The sequence below is a fragment of the Elstera sp. genome (genome assembly GCF_044372965.1).
In the GTDB taxonomy this organism is placed as follows: Bacteria; Pseudomonadota; Alphaproteobacteria; order Elsterales; family Elsteraceae; genus Elstera.
Genome location: NZ_JBILQX010000073.1, coordinates 1 through 15,730, shown reverse-complemented (window position 1 = coordinate 15,730; position 15,730 = coordinate 1). Strand labels below are relative to the sequence as shown.

Genomic DNA, 15,730 nt, shown 5'->3' with positions numbered 1-15,730 from the left:
CTCAGGCCTGCGCCGGGGGTAAGGGTTCGGCCCTGCTGGTAATGCTGGCCCACGTCGAGCCGCAACGGTATGTCGCGCGCAAGGCCGCAGTCGAGTTCCAACTGTAGGCTGGGGCCGTGAAAGGTCACGGTGGCAATCGTGCCGTCGATGCGGTTAACGGGGCCCTCGTGGGTTTCGGCCAAATGCAGCGCTTCCGGGCGAATGCGGATTTCGACGGGGCCGGTGAGGCCACCCGTTTCGGTCGCAAAAACCTGGGTGCCGCAGCGGACCTGACCGGGCGCGAGAATCTCACCCGAGGCGGCGGTCATCACCCCGACGAAATCGGCGACGAACAGGCTGGCCGGGCGGGTGTAAATCTGCTGGGGGGTGCCGATCTGCTCGATGCGCCCGTCGCTCATCACCACGATGATATCGGCCATCGTCAACGCCTCGTCCTGATCGTGCGTAACCATGATCGTGGTAATGCCGAGGCGGCGTTGCAGGTCGCGGATTTCGGCGCGCAGGCGCAGGCGGACGCGGGCATCGAGCGCCGATAGCGGCTCGTCCAGCAGCAAGAGACCGGGTTCCACCGCGAGCGCGCGGGCGAGGGCGACGCGCTGCTGTTGCCCGCCCGAAAGCTGGCTGGGGAATTTCCCGCCCGATCCGGCGAGCCCGACCACGCTGAGAAGTTCGTCAACGATCCGCTGCCGTTCGGCTTTCGGCACGCGGCGATTCACCAACCCGTACCCGACATTCTCGGCAACGCTGAGGTTGGGGAACAGCGCATAGGATTGAAAAACGATCCCAAAATCGCGCTGGCCCGGCGGGAGCTGCGAAATATCGCGCCCGGCTTGAAAAATCTGGCCCTCATCTTGGCGGTCGAGCCCGGCGATGGCGCGCAGCAGGGTCGATTTCCCGCACCCGGACGGCCCTAGAAAACAGACGAAGCTGGAAGGGGGAATATCGAGGTCGATCCCGCGCAGGGCCTGGAATTTTCCAAACCATTTGTTCACGCCCCGCATCGATAAATAGGGTGGAACCAGGGGCAGGGCGTCGGCGGCGGTCATGGGCAATGTCTCGTCGAGTAGGCGGGTCATGGCAACCTCCGCAGCGCGAAAGGGAGGGGGCGAGGCGAACCTCGCCCCCTCACCGACATCAAGTGTTAGTTCTTGGGAGCCGATTTACCATCATAGCGGCGCGTCCATTCGGCGAGAACCTTATCGCGGTCGGCGGCCATTTTGCCGAAGTCCATTTTCAGCATTTTGGCTTCCGCATCGGCCGGATAATTCTTCGGCGCGGCATTCACGTCCTTATGACCGACGACGGCGTAGGATTTGCCGTAGAGTTCGTGGGCGGCTTTCGACACCGTAAAGTCGATCAGTTTCTTGGCGGCTTCGGCGTTCGGGCGGCCTTTGACGAGCGCGGTCGCTTCCATATCCCAGCTAATGCCATCGGTCGGCACGATCACGTCGAGCGGCGCACCATTATTCTTTTCCTTCACCGCGCGCATATCGATCCCGACCGAGCCGGTGCGCTCGCCCTTGGCCGATTGCACGTGCGGGGCCGAGCCGGAATGGGTGTAGACGCCCATGTTGTCGTGCAGCTTGTCCATAAAGGCCCAGCCTTTTTCCTCGCCCATCGACTGCAACCAGCCCGCGACTTGCAGATAGCCGGTGCCGGAGGAGGCGGGGTTCGGCATGACCAGCTTGCCCTTTAACTGCGGTTGCAGCAGATCGGCCCAGGTTTTGATCGGGGCCGCGCCGGTTTTGGCGAATTCCGGCTGATTGATCGACACGAACGACAGGAAGGCGTCCATCCCGGTCCATTTCGGCGGATTGGCGCTATCGCGGAAGCTCGGCTTCAGATCAGCGAGGCCCTGGGGCGCATAGGCTTCGAGAATGCCGGCTGATTCGAACATCAGCACGGAGGAAAGGGCGACGCCCCAGATCACATCGGCCTGCGGATTGGCTTTTTCGGCCAAGACGCGCGCGGTGATGATACCGGTCGAATCGCGCACCCAGGTGATTTCAATGTCTTTATTGGTGTCTTCGAACGCCTTTTTGAACGGACCAAGCTGGTCATTCTCAAGGGCGGTATAGACCGTGAGCTTGGTCTGCGCGAGGGCGGTGCCCGAGAGCAGCAGGGCGGCGGTGAGCATCGTCCCAAGTTTCAGCGAAACAGGCATGAGTCTATCCTTAAATCGGAGGGGGTTGGGCTGACGAAACGGGTTAGGGCGCGGGGGTATGCCCGGCGGCGATTTTGCCCCGGATGGTATCGAGCACCGGCAACAGATCCATGACGGTATCGACGACAAAATGCGCCCCGGCTTCAAACAGCTTTTGGCTGGCGGCGCGGCGAAGCTCGACTTGGGCGGCGGGAGCGAGGGCGTTCCAGGCGGCAACGGTGAGGCCGACGGCATTGCCCGAAACCGCAACGCCCACGGTCCAAGTGCCCGCCGCCAGCCCTTCGGCGATGCCGGGTTCGGTATCGTCCACCTTCACGACGCGGGTCGGATCGGCGAGGCCGAGGGTTTTAAAGCAATGATGCATCATCATCGGGCCGGGGCGGCCTTCGGGCAGATCGTCGGCGCAAACGACGACCTCCGGCGCATAGCCTTGGGCGGCAGCGACGGGCAGCACCTGTTCGATGATCGCCCGCGTATAACCGGTGGTGGAGCCGATCTTCACGCCATCGGCCTTCAGCCGCGCGATGATCGGTAGCGCGCCCGGCACCAAATCGGCGAATTGCGCAGCAACGGCGACATTCATCGGGCCGAATTCGGCATAGAGCCGGTCGATATCGGCCTCAGTCGATGCCGCGCCGAACGTGCTCTGCCACGCGGCGGCGATACGCGGTTGGGCCAGCATTGCGGCGATATGGGCGCGTTTCGGCAGCCCCATCGGCACGCGCGCTTCAGCAACCGAAACCTCCAGCCCATTGCGGCGGAAGAGTTCGACAAACACCCCCATCGGCGCGTGGGAGCCGAAGTCGATCATCGTCCCCGCCCAATCGAAAATCACGGCTTCGATGCTGCTCATCTGCCTGTCCCGCCCTAACTGCTGGTGATGGGCCGCAGCATAGGCAGGTCATAAAATTCGGTCCAATCCATATATTCGTAATATATTATAGGTAATTCCTATGAATGCTCGATGCTGGGCATGGGGAGAAAATGTTGAATTATCACCAGATCCGCGCCTTTCACGCCGTAGCGCGCGAAGGCAGCATGAGCCGGGCGGCGCGGACCCTAGGCGTATCGCAACCAACTTTATCGGAACAGATCAAGGGTTTGGAGGCGCATTATCAAGTTCGCCTGTTTGCGCGGGAGGGGCGGGCGCTGGTGCTAACCGGCCTCGGGCACGAGTTATACGGGCTCACGGTTAGGCTCGCCGATGTGACGGATCAAATTCAAGCGCTGCTGGGGGAGCGCTCCACGGTCGATCTTGGCGGGGCTTTGCAGGTGGTGGCCGATGGTCCGCTGCACGCGGCATCGCTTTTAGCGCGGTTCCGCAAGCAGTATCCGCAGCCGCAAATCTCGCTCTCGGTGACCAACGCCCCCGCCGCCCTGAAGCAGATCACCGATGGCGTCGCCGATATTGGCATCGTCGCCGACCCGAAAGTGATCCCTGGGCTGCATTTCGTGCCGATTGGCGAGGATCCGCTGGTGGCGGTGATGGCGGTTGATCATCCGCTGGCGGCGTTAGACGTGATTCCCATCGCCGCGCTTGCCGACACCACTCTGCTGCTGCGCGAACCCGGATCCACCACGCGCGCCGTAACCCTGGGGCTATTGGACCGCCACCAACTCACCCCGCGCGAGACCATTCAGGTGGCAACGCGCGAGGCAATCCGCGAGGCCGCGGCCCATGGGTTGGGGGTTAGCCTTATTTTCGATTCGGAAACGGGGGAGGACCGCCGCCTCGTTAAACGCGCGCTGGCAACGGTTGGCCCTGTCGCCGGGTGCACCGAATATGTCGTATGTCAGGAAGCCCGCCGCCGCAGGCCGATTCTGCGGGCCTTTTTGGAGATGGCCGAAGCCTATGGTGCAGAATGGCGGGGGGGAAAGCCCTTTAAACCGGATCGTCCTTTGCCGGGTAGATTTTCAGAAACGCCGCGACGGCTTTTTTAGTCATAGCGGTCAATTCCGCCTCGCTCATGGCGGGCATGACGCCCAAAAGCGCAAAGCGGACCGGGCGGGAAAAGCTTAGATCGAAGAAGACCCGCGCGGCTTCCTGCGCGTCGTCGAGGTCAATCAGCCCCTGCGCCTGCTTCCGTGCGAAGCAAGCGCCGAGCTTTTCGACGCCATAGGCATAGCCCGTCTCATAGAAGGTTCGGCCGATGCTGGGAAAGCGCGGACTGATGCCCATGACGAGGCGAATTCGGGCGATGGATTCAGGCGTAAGCAACGCCTTCAGCATTCGGAGGCCCAGAACTTCCAGCATCTCCCGGATCAAGACATTCTCGTCGGTGATGGGCGTCATGCTCTCGGCTTGCTCGCGCTTATCCTGGCGGATCAACTCTTCGAACAGGGCCTCTTTGCTGGGGAAATACGCGTAGATCGTGCCTTTGGAGACCCCGGCGGCGCGGGTGATGTCGTTCATACTTGCGCCGTCGAACCCATTTTCGAGAAAAATCCGGCGCGCGCCATCCAAAATCTGGCGCTTCTTGGCCGTCTCGCCGAGATCGGGAACGGGGAGAGCGGGATCGGTGACGGTCTCCGACTGGGCGGTCATGGGGCCTCAAGGGTGCTCTGATCGGTAGCCCCTTGATTACCGGAGAAAAGGGGGGTATGTCAATTGAACCGAACGGTTCGGTATAGATGATTTGCGGAGGCTTGTGTGTCTCACCCCCAACCGACTGGCCCTGAAGCGTCTGAGAAGCCCGCGCGGGGGTTTAAACCGAAGAAGCTGATTCTGCCGGTGATTCTGCTCGCAGGCCTTGGGACGGCAGGCTGGTATGGGCTTGACTGGTATCGGCATGGTCGCTTCATCATTTCGACCGACGACGCTTACGTGCGCGCCGACATGACGATTATGGCCGCAAAAGTGCCGGGCTATGTGCTGGAGGTGCCCGTCCGCGATAATGCCCTCGTGCATGCGGGCGATATTCTGGCGCGGCTGGATGATGGCGACTATCGCCTTGCCGTGGCGGCGGCAAAAGCCAAGCTCGCGACCCATGAAGCCACGCTGGCGCGCATCGACGCGCAAATTGCTGCGCAGGAAGCCGTCGTTCTGCAAACCCGCTCGCAAAAGCAAGTGAGCCGCGCCGATACCCAGCGCGCCGCCGCCGCCCTGCAGCGCGTGCAAGCGCTCGCCCGCGCCGATTTTGCCAGCCAAGCCGCCTATGAAACCGCTTCGGCCGATCGCGAACGCAATATCGCCCAAATCGATCAAGCCACGGCGGCGATTGTTGCGGCGGAAGCCCAGGTGACGGTTTTGAAAGCCCAACGCGCCGAAACCCAGCAGGGGCAGGGCGAGCTTACGAATGCTCTCGAAAAGGCCGAGCGTGATTTGAGCTTCACCGTGATTCGCGCCCCCATCGATGGTGTGGTGGGTAATCGCGCCGTTCAGGTTGGCCAATATGTGCAAACGGGCGTGCGGCTGCTGGGGCTCGTTTCCTCGAAGGCGCTTTATATCGAAGCCAATCTGAAGGAAACCCAGCTTAATCGCATCTATTTGGGCCAATCGGCGACGATTATCGTCGATGCGCAGAAGGATCATCCGTTGACGGGCATCGTTGAGAGTATTTCGCCTGCGTCGGGGGCGACCTTCTCGCTGTTGCCGCCGGAAAATGCCACCGGGAATTTCACCAAGATCGTCCAGCGCGTGCCCGTGCGTATCGCGCTCGACCCGCAGGTGGTGGCCGAAGGCTGGTTAAGGCCGGGCCTATCGGTGGAAGTGGATTTGAAGGAAGAGCTGGGTAAGTCCCCCGTGCGTCTGGGTGCCGTTGCAACCCTGCCCTCGGCCTACGCACCCCAACCCATCGCCAAGCTCCCATAGGGTCGGCACCGGTGCGCCCCCCTTCAGCGGCAGTGATGCCCGGACAAGAGGTTACATCGCGAAAAATCTTCGGCTTTTTCGCGATGGTCTTCGGCATGTTCATGGCGATCCTGGATATTCAGATCGTTTCCGCCTCGCTCTCGGAAATTCAGGCGGGGCTATCGGCGTCGGCGGATGAAATTCCGTGGGTGCAGACCTCCTACCTGATTGCCGAAGTTATCATGATTCCGCTCTCGGGCCTGCTCTCGCGCGCCTTTTCGACGCGGATCATCTTTACGCTCTCGGCGGTGGGTTTCACGCTGATGAGCATTATGTGCGCACAAGCCCAAACGATCAGCGAAATGATCGTGTGGCGGGCGCTGCAAGGGTTCGTCGGCGGCGCGATGATCCCGACCGTGTTCGCGACGGCCTTCACGGCCTTTCCACCCTCGAAACGCGGCATCATCTCGCCGATCATCGGCATGGTCGCGACGCTGGCCCCGACGATTGGGCCGACCGTGGGGGGCTATCTCACCGATCTGTTTTCCTGGCACTGGCTGTTTCTGGTGAACGTCATTCCCGGCTGCCTTGTCGCCCTATCGGTGTGGTTCCTGGTGGATTTTGATAAGCCGGATTGGAAACTGCTCGATAATTTCGACTGGACCGGCCTGTTCTCGATGGCGATTTTCCTCGGCACGCTCGAATATGTGCTGGAGGAAGGGGCGACCAAAGGCTGGTTCGAGGATCACCTCATTCTGATCGCGACCATCGTCAGCGGGTTGGCGGCCATCCTCTTCTTCTATCGGGCGCTGACGCTGAAGCAGCCGATTGTCGATCTCTCGGCCTTCGCCGACCGTAATTTCTGGACCGGCTGCCTGTTTTCCTTCGTCATGGGGATTGGCCTTTATGGGTTGACCTACCTCTATCCCGTTTATCTTAGCCGGGTGCGGGGCTATTCGGCGCTGATGATCGGCGAGACGATGTTTTTGACCGGGATCGTTATGTTCCTGTCCGCGCCGATTGTCGGGCGGCTCTCGATGCGCGTCGATCCGCGTATTTTGATGGCGATTGGCTTCTTTGGGTTCGGATTGGGTACGCTCGAAGCCTCGTCGATCACCAAAGATTGGACCTTCAACGAGCTTGTTATCCCGCAAGTTTTGCGCGGCTTCTCCCTGATGATGTGCATGGTGCCGATTAACAATCTCTCCCTCGGCACGCTGCCGCCGATGCGCCTCAAGAATGCTTCCGGCTTGTTCAACCTCACCCGCAACCTCGGCGGCGCGGTCGGGCTGGCCGTCATCAATACGATGATGAACAACCGCCTGGATCTGCATCTTGCGCGCTTACGCGAGTCGATTTCCTGGGGCCATACCCGCGCTGAGGAAGTTCTCGCCGCGCTCGCCGGGCAGTTTCAAGCGCGCGGGTCGGATGCTGAGCTTGCGGCGGTGAAACAAATGGCCGCCATCGTGCGGCGGGAAGCCTTGGTTTTTGCCATGAGCGACGTGTTCACCGCGCTTACGCTGCTCTTCTTCGCGCTGCTGCTCCTAATCCCGCTTACCCGCCGCCCAAAACCCGCCCCGGCTGGCGCAGGGGGCGGCGGGCACTGAGCCTAATCTAATATGAACCGTTCCCGCTGTTCGGGAACCGGCATCAGACAGGTATCTTGCTGCCCAAACCATTGGTAGCGGTTGCGGGCGACGCGATCATAGGCCCAGTCGGTTAAGCCGCGCGGCAGAAGCCTGAGAAGCCGCAGCCCGCGCCACGGCGCGCGCAGGTAGGCCGCGAGCCGAAACGCCGCCTCGGACCGACCATAGGCGTGACCGTTCTCGACGAATAGGAAGGTTTCCGGCATTTCCGACAGCCCCAAACTCGTCACAAGGCGCTGCCCGGTCGCCGATTGCACCGCGCAGAACCGAACCACCGCCGCGGCTTCGGTGCGCAGAACGAAGCGAACGGTGCGACTGCACAGAACACAATCCCCATCGAAGACGAAAAGCGGGGCCTCGGCCATGGGTTATGCTTGCGGCTCATCCGGCACGGCGGGTTTCGGGTGCAGCATCGGCACGAGCGATTCGGCGATACCGGTGATCCCGGCGTTGGAGAGGCCCGCGTCTTTCATCACCGCGTCGATGATCGGCTTTGCCACTTGGTATTGCAGGGCGGAGTTCATCACCTGCTCCGGGAAAGTTGCGCCGCCGCTGCCGGTGGCCCCGGTCGATCCCGCCCCATCATTGCCAAGACCCGTTACCTGCACGATGCGGATCGACTCGATCTGCTCCATCGGCTTCACCGCTTTTTCCAAAATGGCGGGAAGCTGTTGCAGCAGCAGCGTGCGCACTTGCAGGTCGATTTGCGCGGCGGAAAGCGTATTGAGCGCAGCGTTCAGGGCGCGGCGGCCCTCGGCCTCGGCCAGCGCCGCTTCCTGCTTGGCTTTCGCTTCAATGGTGATTGCATCAGCGCGGTCCATCGCCGCTTCTTTTTCGGCGGAGGCGGAAACGCGCACGGAGATGGCGTTTTGCTCGGCGAGCTTTTCCGCTTCGATCAATTGGATCGATTTTTCACGCTCGGCAGCGGCGACCTGGCGGGCGGTGGTTACGGCTTCTTCAGCCTTGGCCGCTTCGGCGCGGGCAAGGTTAGCGGCGGCTTCGGCTTCCGACTGATCGCGCGACTTGTGTGAGATGGCGATTTGCGTGTTCTGCCGGGCGATTTCTACTTCCTTGCGCTGTTCGGCGGTCAGCACCTGGGTATTGCGTTCCACATCGATTTCTTGCGTGCGGATGGCAAGATTCTTATCGATTTCCGCCGCCTTAACCTGCCGTTCGGCGTCAATCCGCTTTTGGCTGATCTGCCGGTCGGCTTCGACCTTCACGCTTTCGGCTTCCAGACTGCGGTTGGCTTGTTGCGTTGCGATCAGCGCCATTTGCTCGGCGCGCGCGGTTTCGATTTCGCGCTGCTGGCTGAGTTGGGCAAATTCCTGGTCTTTTTCGATGGCGAGCTTCTGGCGGTTGGCGTCCAGATTCTTGGCGCGCACCTGCATTTCCGTATCCTGCTCCACATCGTTGCGCTGCTTGCGCCGCGCTTCGGTCTGTTCGGTCAGGCGGGTCAGGCCTTCGGCGTCGAAGGCATTGTTGGGGTTGAAGAACTGCTTGTCGGTCTGGTCCAAGCTGGTGAGCGAGACCGATTCAAGCTCCAGCCCGTTTTTCTCCAGATCCTCGGCGACCGCGTTTTGCACGGCCTGAACGAAATCGCGGCGTTTATCTTGCAGTTCTTGAATGGTCATCGTGGCGGCGGTGGCGCGCAGTGAATCGACGAATTTATCTTCGACCAGGGTGCGGAGTTCATCCGGGCTGAGCGTGCGCGCGCCCAAGGTTTGGGCGGCGGTGCTCACCGCTTCTTCGGTCTGTTTCACCCGCACGAAAAAGCCGACGTTCACATCGACGCGCATGCGGTCCTTGGTAATCAGGCTCTCGCGCTCGCGCCGATACACGTCAAGCTTCAGCGTGTTCATATTGACGTGAATAAGCTCGTGGAAGACCGGCAGAATAATCGCCCCGCCGTCCATAATCACTTTTTGACCGCCGAGGCCTGTGCGCACGAAGGACATTTGCTTCGTCGCCCGCCGGTACAGCCGCGCCAGGATTAGCCCAATGCCGATCAAAGCCACTAGCGGAATCAGCGCCATAACGGTCAGGTCCGAAAAAATAATTTTCTCAAGCACGAAGGGATCTCCAACGGGGCGGGTTAGGATTTGGTTGGCGGCAGAATGGGCTGGGCTTGCGGATCGCGGATGCCCCGATAGAAGGCCCCCTGCTTTGCAACAATGATAATCGGCGTGCCGATGGCGAATTCCTCGCCATCGGTGTCGGGTTCAACCATCAGATAATGCGCGCGGCCATGGTGATCTTTAATGAGCGCTTGCGCAGCCAGACCATGCCGGGCGACACCGCCGGTGATGAGCCCGCCCCGACCGATGAAGCTGGCTTCACTCACCGCGCTGGTCTCATCGTGCGGAACGAGACGCCCCAAGGCGGTGCCGAACCAGCGCACGCCGAGCAGCCCGAGCGGAAGGGCGATGAGGCTGGCGGTCCAGCCCGCGAGATAACCGCCGGTCAAGCTTAGGCTGATCTGCTGCACGCCATAGCCGCCGAGGGAGAAGCCGGTGAGCAGCAGGAGCAGCAGAATAAGAACCGGTACCCGCCCGACATGCAGCCACCCGAGCAGGCTATCGCCGATTCCATCGGGCAGCAGATTATCCAAGGCGGCCGAAGGGTTGATCGCCACCATCAGGCCAACGGCCTCGATGAGAACCAGCGCAACCAATAAAAGCGCCGCAACCCCAAAGGGGGCCGTTGAGGCTGCGGTGAAAAAATCCATCGGTTCATCCCGAAAGCCAGTGCGGATCGCGTCCGCACGATAGCGTATTTAAGCGGCAAAGGCTGCTTGAAGTTGTGTCATACGCGGCAAAAGCTCATCGCGCTCGCGGCAAATCGCGTGGGAGATCTAGGATGAAAGTTGCACCGGGCAGTGGGCCGGTTTCGGCCAAGGCGATTGTGCCGCGATAGGCCCCGAGGGTTGCCCGAACGATGGCGAGCCCCATGCCGGTGCCCCCTTGGGGGCGGCGGGTGGTGAAGAAGCTCTCGAAAATCTGCGGCTCAAAACGCGGATCAATGCCCCATCCATCGTCTGAAACCAAAAGATTTAGCCGATTTTCGGTCGGTTGCGCGTTGAGATGCAGCCGCCGTGCGCCATTTTGGACGGCATTTTCTGCGAGTTGACCGAGGATGAGGCGGAGTGCATCGGGCGATAGGGCAAGTTGGGTGTCAAGCGCGCCCTCCCCCACGAGGGGCAGGCCGGGCATCGCTATGCGCAGCTCGTCCAAAAGGGGGGATAGGGCGCAGGTATCGGCTTTTGGCAGGGTTTCGGCGCGGGCAAGGTCGCGCAAATCGTCCAGCAGGCGCGTCAGCCGTTCAGTATCGGCGATGATATTGTTCAGAAATCGCCGCTGCATGGTGCCATCCATCGCGGGCTCACCCGGCTCCAAAGCGTCGTGCAGCAGCTCGGCGGCCCCGTGAATGGCCGTCAGGGGGGATTTCAACTCGTGGGAGACATGGGCGGCAAAACTGCTGAGATAGGCGGACCGCGCCGCAAGCCGCGCCGCCATATCCTCAAAACTGCGGGAGAGCTCGGCCAACTCGGCGGTACCGTGATGGGGAAGCGGGGTTAGGCTGTGCACGTCGCCGCGCCCGAGCGCGTCGGCGCGGGCGATCAAATCCTGCACGGGGCGGGTGAGCGTGCGGTGAAAGACGAAGCCGATTAGGCCCGTCACGGGCAGGATCAGCGCCGTTAAGGCGACCGTTTCCGTCCAGGTTAGTTCTACGGGCCGCCCGCGCAACCCCCAGAGAATCGCAAGCCCGCCAAGCGGCAGCGCCAGAACGCTGGCGAGCGTCGCGGCGGTTATAATTCCAAGCCGGGGCCGCCATTTGCGGGGTATCTCCACCGGGCCGATGCTCATTCGGCTGCCCGGCAGGGGCCAAGCCGAAAGCCGACGCCGTGAACGGTATCGATCACGCCGCCGTGCGGGAATTTCGCTCGGATATTGCGAATATGGCTATCGATAGTGCGGTCGGACACGGTCAAAGCCTCGGGATAGGCCGCGTCTAAAATCTGTTGACGGGTGAAGACTTGGGCCGGGCGCGCGGCGAGGAGGCGCAGAATGGCGAACTCCAGCCCGGTTAACCCCACTTCCACCCCCGCGAAGAAAGCGCGGTGCGCGTCCGGCTCCAAGCGCAGATCGCCCCGCGCCAGGGCTGGGGCAGCCTCGGATGGGCTTCGCCCCCGCTTCATAATGGCGGAAACCCGCGCGACCAACTCGCGCGGGCTGAAAGGTTTGGTCACGTAATCGTCGCCGCCGAGTTCGAACCCTAGAACCCGGTCGATCTCCTCATCGCGCGCCGAGAGAAACAGGATCGGGCAGTCCGACTGTTTGCGGATCGCGCGGCAGACGTCGAGCCCGTCCTGCCCCGGCAGGCCAATATCGAGAATCACCAGATCGGGCCGGTCGCGGTGAAAGCGCGTTAGGGCCTCCGGCCCGGTGGCGGCAATGATCGGCGTATGCCCGGCCTTTTCGAGCGCGAAACAAATCACCTCCCGAATATGGGCCTCGTCATCGACCACTAGAATCCGGTGCCCCATCTTGGGCTTCCCCCTTTTGCACTACCGCTATTCTTGTAGCCAACGCTTGCCTGTATCGCCATGTTCGAAAGCTCCAGCCGCGCCAGGAATGGGGCGCGTTGGCGAGCTGTCGTTGAAGCTGTCTCTGCTTTTCAACGAGGGCGCGCCAGATCGGGCTTCCTTCGGTCACACGCGCCTGCGCTTCAATCACGGCGGGCAGGGCACCGGGGCCGAGTTTCCACAGATAGCGAGTATCGAAGCTCGGGCCGGTTCCGGCGATTTCCTGGTAATGGCTGAAGTTATAGCGGGCAACGAGCGCATCGGCATCGACGAAGCAGGCGGCATAGAGCGTTAGCAGCAGGGCGGCGGCATTGCTTTTGACCAGCCACGCCATCGATGCGCCGCGCAGCAGCCAGACCAGAATGAGCCCAAAGCCCAGCCCGACGAGCCCCATCCACACCAGCGCGGCGAGACGGAAATGCGTGAGCGCATAGGCCTCAATATAGAGATCGAGGCGAAAAAGCGCCGAGAGCACGAGAAACAGGCATTGCCCGGCCCACAGCAGCAGAAGCGGGCGGAGGCGCGGCACCCGTTCCATCGGGCCGCCGCGCCGGACGGTGAGAAGACTGAACCCCGCCGCCAGCAGGCTCGCCGCCATCAGCGCGTAAGCCCCGCGATGGGCATAATCGGCATAGGTCATGCTGTCGGGCAGCCCCACGCCGCCCCAGAGATAGAGAAGATAGCTGAGGGTCTGCACCGCGAACAGCAGGTTGAAGCCGATCAGCGCGCTAAGGCTGACGCTATCGCCAACGTGAAGCATCCGGGGAAGGCGCATCGGTTGCCGCCGCACGGACCGGGTGGGCGCTTGATGGCGGCGCAGCAGCGGCCAGACGAGCACCAGGATTACCAGCCACCAAAGATGCCGGCTGGTCGGCACAAAGCCGGTTTCGAAACTAGGAATGAGCCGGTCGAGTGCGGCCCCGATCAGCGGGTTCGCGCCCTTGAACAGCAGTAGAAATGCAAATCCAAGGCCCCCTGGAACGGCCCAGGCGAGTAGAAGGCGCATCACGTTCCGGCGCGCGAGGCGAGCACGGATACGATGCAGGGCGGCGAAGGTATCGTTCGTAAACAAAAACGGCCCCGCGCCGGGTAAAACCAGCCGCACCAATATTCGCTTGAACCCCGTCCAGGCGTGTGGCGGTGCCAGCATTGCGGAAAAACAGGCGAAGCCAATTCCCGCGAATGCGAGTCCCCAGAAATCGATTTCTTCGATCAAGGGAAGCAGAGCAAGCAGAAACCCGCCCCCAACGATAACGGCACGGCGGGAGAGTTTGACCGGCTTTTGCAAAGCAAGCAGCATCAGCCCGAGAGTGGCAAAGAAGAGCGGCAGCGAAAGCCCGATCTCCTCCGCGAAAAACAGAAAATCGGCGAGGCTCGCGGCGCAGGCGGCTGAAAATAGGCGCAGGGCATAATATTTCAACGTCGCTGGAATCGGCGCGCGGGTTTGGCTCACGGCAGACGGCATGGGCGCGGCTCCGAACGGGCAGGGGCGGGAAACGGCAAAATCTGCGCGTGTCGCGCGGGCGGCGGCACGAGCCACCAGCCATCGTCCAGCAGGCGTTTCGGGAACCAGAGGCGAATAAGAGTGCGGTTTGTTTTCATGCCCCCAGGGTGAGGGCTCCCTGCGCAGCCCTTATGCCAGGCGCGCGCAGGGCTTCAGGCTTTCTGTGCAGAAATTATGCAATCAGGCGGAAGCGATCCACATCGACCAGCCCGAAATCGGTGATTTTTAAATGGGGGATGACGGGCAGCGGCAGGAAGGCGAGTTGCAGGAACGGCTCTTCCAGCGGGCAGCCCATCGCCTTCACGGCGGCCCGCAGGGTTTGCAACTGCGCATCCACCCCTTCGAAGGGCAGCAGGCTCATCAGCCCCGCGACGGGCAAGGGCAGATCGGCTAGAACGGCCCCGTCTTTCACCGCCACAAAGCCGCCGCCCAGCGCGATCACTCGGTTCACAGCAGCGGCCATATCGGCTTCATTCGTGCCGACGACGCAAATGTTATGGCTGTCGTGCCCAACCGAGGAGGCCAGCGCCCCGGCCTTGAACCCGAACCCCTGAACAAAGCCGCGCCCGATATTGCGGTTCACCCCATGCCGCGCGAGCACGGCGATTTTCAGCACGTCCTGGTCGGGATCGGCCTTCAGCCCATCGACCCCGAAGGCGAGCGTGGCGGTGCGGAACTCGGTGACGATCTTGCCCGGCAGAAGCCCAATCACCGGCTGCGTGGCGGCAGCGGCGGGATGGGCGAAATGGGCGGCGGTGACCGGATCGAGCTTCACCGAATTCAGCCCGACGATCTCCGGCAGTTTGCGCCCCGCAAAGCTCTCCGGCGTCACTAAGCGACCGGCCTGTACCACGCGGCTCACGGTGCAGCTTTCATAATCGTCGAGCAGCACGATATCCGCCCGCCAGCCGGGGGCGATCAACCCGCGATCCCTGAGGCCGAAATGCTGCGCGCTGGACCAGCTCGCCGCCCGATAGGCGTCGGCAGGATCGGCCCCAAGCGCGATGGCGGTACGGATCAAATGATCCATATGGCCTTCTTGGGCAATTTCCAGCGGGTTACGGTCGTCGGTGCAAAAGCCGCAGAAGGGGGCGGAGCGGGCATTCAGAATGGGGGTGAGCGCCGCCACATCACGGCTGACCGACCCGTCGCGGATAAGCACCTGCATGCCCTTGCGCAGCTTTTCGCGGGCTTCGTCGGCGCTGGTGGTTTCGTGGCAGTTGCGAATTCCGGCGGAAAGATAGGCGTTCAGGTCCTTTCCGTGCACCAGCGGCGCGTGCCCGTCGATATGCAGGCCCGCAAAATCCGCAAGCTTTTCCAAAACCTCGCTATCTTTGGCAAAAAGCCCCGGATAATTCATGAATTCCGCCAGGCCCAAGGTGCGCGGGTGGTTCTTATATTTGCGTAAGACCGAGGCCCCTAGGGTCGCGCCGGAGGTCTCAAGCCCCGTTGCCGGAACGCAGGACGACAGTTGTACGCGCAAATCCATCACCAGCGCGTCGGACGCTTCGAGAAAATAGCGCAGGCCTACTTCGCCCAACACATTGCTGATTTCATGGGGGTCGCAAACAGCGGTGGTCGTTCCGCGCGGCAGCACGCAGCGGTCGAACTCGCCAGGGGTGACGAGGGAGGATTCCACGTGCACATGCGCGTCGATAAAGCCGGGCACCGCCACCTGATCGGACCCGTCGATCTCGCGCACGCCGGAATATTCGTCAAACGTCCCGACGATTTTATCTCCGCAAATGGCGATATCGGAGCGGTGCAACGCGCCCGAAACCACATCCAGCAGCCGGACGTTTTTAATCACCAGATCGGCTTTCTCGGTGCCGAGCGCCTGATCGATCCGGCGGGCGATGTCAGCTTTCGAAACGGTCATGGTCTTGGTCCTCCGTTTCGGGGAAACCTACGGCGGGAACCGGCGCGCCGCCCGCGATTTGCAGCAGTTGCGCCGCCGTGGCGATAGCGATGTCGCGCGGATCTTTGCCGCCGGTGTTCGGCAGGCCGATGGGGCAGACGAGGCGCGCGGCGGCGGCTTCGG

Annotated in this window: 15 protein-coding genes and 1 pseudogene; 3 read left to right on the top strand and 13 right to left on the bottom strand. The window is 62.1% G+C overall.

Annotated elements, in window-relative coordinates; translation table 11 throughout:
* The 3 genes from ACIQ36_RS10850 to phnX all read right to left on the bottom strand — a co-directional run.
* Nucleotides 1–1,076: ABC transporter ATP-binding protein (locus ACIQ36_RS10850; RefSeq protein ID WP_395829076.1), on the bottom strand; the 1,076-nt coding region annotated here is incomplete at its 3' end.
* Nucleotides 1,077–1,141: 65 nt separating this feature from the next.
* A complete protein-coding gene (locus ACIQ36_RS10845) occupies nucleotides 1,142–2,164 on the bottom strand; it encodes a putative 2-aminoethylphosphonate ABC transporter substrate-binding protein (protein ID WP_395829074.1) in 1,023 nt (340 codons plus the stop codon).
* Nucleotides 2,165–2,207: 43 nt separating this feature from the next.
* The gene (phnX, locus tag ACIQ36_RS10840; protein ID WP_395829072.1) at nucleotides 2,208–3,017 is read right to left on the bottom strand and encodes a phosphonoacetaldehyde hydrolase; all 810 of its coding nucleotides are present in this window, start codon (nucleotides 3,015–3,017) and stop codon (nucleotides 2,208–2,210) included.
* Nucleotides 3,018–3,148: 131 nt separating this feature from the next.
* On the opposite strand from phnX, the gene ACIQ36_RS10835 reads away from it, so the two are divergent.
* Nucleotides 3,149–4,105 carry a LysR substrate-binding domain-containing protein gene (locus tag ACIQ36_RS10835; protein ID WP_395829070.1) on the top strand — a complete coding sequence of 319 codons (957 nt, stop codon included), beginning with the start codon at nucleotides 3,149–3,151 and terminating at the stop codon, nucleotides 4,103–4,105.
* Here ACIQ36_RS10835 and ACIQ36_RS10830 read toward each other — a convergent pair.
* A complete protein-coding gene (locus tag ACIQ36_RS10830) occupies nucleotides 4,047–4,709 on the bottom strand; it encodes a TetR/AcrR family transcriptional regulator (RefSeq protein WP_395829068.1) in 663 nt (220 codons plus the stop codon). The two genes, ACIQ36_RS10835 and ACIQ36_RS10830, sit on opposite strands and share 59 nt — an antisense overlap.
* 105 nt (nucleotides 4,710–4,814) lie before the next feature.
* On the opposite strand from ACIQ36_RS10830, the gene ACIQ36_RS10825 reads away from it, so the two are divergent.
* Nucleotides 4,815–5,975 (top strand): HlyD family secretion protein, encoded by a 1,161-nt coding sequence (locus ACIQ36_RS10825; protein ID WP_395829066.1) that lies wholly within the window; start codon nucleotides 4,815–4,817, stop codon nucleotides 5,973–5,975.
* 35 nt (nucleotides 5,976–6,010) lie between these two features.
* A complete protein-coding gene (locus tag ACIQ36_RS10820; RefSeq protein WP_395829064.1) occupies nucleotides 6,011–7,561 on the top strand; it encodes a DHA2 family efflux MFS transporter permease subunit in 1,551 nt (516 codons plus the stop codon).
* 2 nt (nucleotides 7,562–7,563) lie between these two features.
* On the opposite strand, the gene ACIQ36_RS10815 is transcribed toward ACIQ36_RS10820, so the two are convergent.
* The 9 genes and pseudogenes from ACIQ36_RS10815 to ACIQ36_RS10775 form a co-directional block, all read right to left on the bottom strand.
* Nucleotides 7,564–7,965, bottom strand: coding sequence for a thiol-disulfide oxidoreductase DCC family protein (locus ACIQ36_RS10815; protein WP_395829062.1), 402 nt, complete (start codon nucleotides 7,963–7,965; stop codon nucleotides 7,564–7,566).
* Nucleotides 7,966–7,968: 3 nt separating this feature from the next.
* Entirely contained in the window at nucleotides 7,969–9,672 is a 1,704-nt protein-coding gene (locus ACIQ36_RS10810; protein ID WP_395829060.1) for a flotillin family protein, read from the bottom strand.
* Nucleotides 9,673–9,695: 23 nt separating this feature from the next.
* Nucleotides 9,696–10,328: an OB-fold-containig protein gene (locus ACIQ36_RS10805; protein ID WP_395829058.1), complete on the bottom strand. Its 633-nt coding sequence runs from the start codon at nucleotides 10,326–10,328 to the stop codon at nucleotides 9,696–9,698.
* Nucleotides 10,329–10,422: 94 nt separating this feature from the next.
* Nucleotides 10,423–11,466: a sensor histidine kinase gene (locus ACIQ36_RS10800; RefSeq protein ID WP_395829056.1), complete on the bottom strand. Its 1,044-nt coding sequence runs from the start codon at nucleotides 11,464–11,466 to the stop codon at nucleotides 10,423–10,425.
* A complete protein-coding gene (locus ACIQ36_RS10795) occupies nucleotides 11,463–12,146 on the bottom strand; it encodes a response regulator transcription factor (protein WP_395829054.1) in 684 nt (227 codons plus the stop codon). The genes ACIQ36_RS10800 and ACIQ36_RS10795 overlap by 4 nt, the downstream gene beginning before the upstream one ends.
* On the bottom strand, nucleotides 12,118–13,650 hold the full coding sequence (locus ACIQ36_RS10790; protein WP_395829052.1) for a DUF4153 domain-containing protein: 1,533 nt from the start codon (nucleotides 13,648–13,650) through the stop codon (nucleotides 12,118–12,120). The genes ACIQ36_RS10795 and ACIQ36_RS10790 overlap by 29 nt, the downstream gene beginning before the upstream one ends.
* Nucleotides 13,635–13,787: a hypothetical protein gene (locus tag ACIQ36_RS10785; protein ID WP_395829050.1), complete on the bottom strand. Its 153-nt coding sequence runs from the start codon at nucleotides 13,785–13,787 to the stop codon at nucleotides 13,635–13,637. The genes ACIQ36_RS10790 and ACIQ36_RS10785 overlap by 16 nt, the downstream gene beginning before the upstream one ends.
* Before the next feature lie 74 nt (nucleotides 13,788–13,861).
* Nucleotides 13,862–15,568: an adenine deaminase gene (gene ade, locus ACIQ36_RS10780; RefSeq protein WP_395829048.1), complete on the bottom strand. Its 1,707-nt coding sequence runs from the start codon at nucleotides 15,566–15,568 to the stop codon at nucleotides 13,862–13,864.
* Nucleotides 15,549–15,730 (bottom strand): annotated as a pseudogene (locus ACIQ36_RS10775) (hypothetical protein); the annotation flags it as partial. The pseudogene ACIQ36_RS10775 and the gene ade, both read right to left, overlap by 20 nt.